The sequence below is a fragment of the Roseateles sp. P5_E1 genome, from assembly GCF_054049335.1.
In genome coordinates this window covers 1-818 of sequence record NZ_JBFUMN010000165.1, presented here as the reverse complement: position 1 = coordinate 818, position 818 = coordinate 1, and the positions used below count along the sequence as shown (strand labels likewise).

The following is an 818-nucleotide window of genomic DNA, read 5'->3' as shown; positions in this document are numbered from 1 at the left end:
ACAGGGTYTCGATCGCACCGAGGATGCGCTCCAGGTTCAAGGTCAGGGTGATGCCGCCGATCACGCCGGCAACGGTGCCGATGATGCCGATCAGCGAGCCCTGCACCATGAACACCTGCATCACCCCGCCCGGGGTGAGCCCCAGCGTGCGCAGGATGGCGATGTCGGCCTGCTTGTCGGTGACCAGCATCACCTGCGAGGACACCAGATTGAACGCGCCCATGGCGATGATCAGCGAGAGCAGGATGCCCATCACCACCTTTTCCATGCGCAGCGAGTGGTACAGGTTGGCGTTCTGCTGGGTCCAGTCGCTGACCCGGTAACCGCCGCCCAGGGTGTGGGCCAGGTCCACGCCCACGTCCAGCGCCTTGTCCATGTCATGCAGTTTCAGCCGCACGCCGGTGACCCCGTCCATGCGCAGCACGCGCTCCAGGTCGGCCATGTTGGCGAACGCCACGCCCTTGTCGATTTCGTTGTAGCCGGCCTCGAAGATGCCGCTGACGGTGAAGCGCTTCAGCCGCGGCATCGCCCCGACCGGGGTGCCCAGCACTTCGGCCAGCGTCACCAGCACGGTGTCGCCGACATCCACGCCCAGCCAGATCGCCAGCTCCTTGCCGACCAGCAGGTTGTAGCTGCCGGTCGTAAGGCTGTCGAAGCTGCCCTTGACCAGTTTCTGGTTGATCACCGAGACACCCGGCTCCAGCGCCGGATCGATGCCCTGCACGATCGCACCCTGCACGCGCGGACCGCTGAGCATGGCCTGGATCTCGATATACGGCGCGGCACCCGCTACGCGCGGATCCTTCTTGGCCGTATCC

The 818-nt window shown here is 65.6% G+C and carries 1 protein-coding gene; it reads right to left on the bottom strand.

Features of this window, described 5'->3' with window-relative positions:
• Positions 1-818 (bottom strand): FtsX-like permease family protein (locus tag ACXJKJ_RS30380; protein WP_457395123.1); only part of this gene is annotated, 818 nt, incomplete at both ends.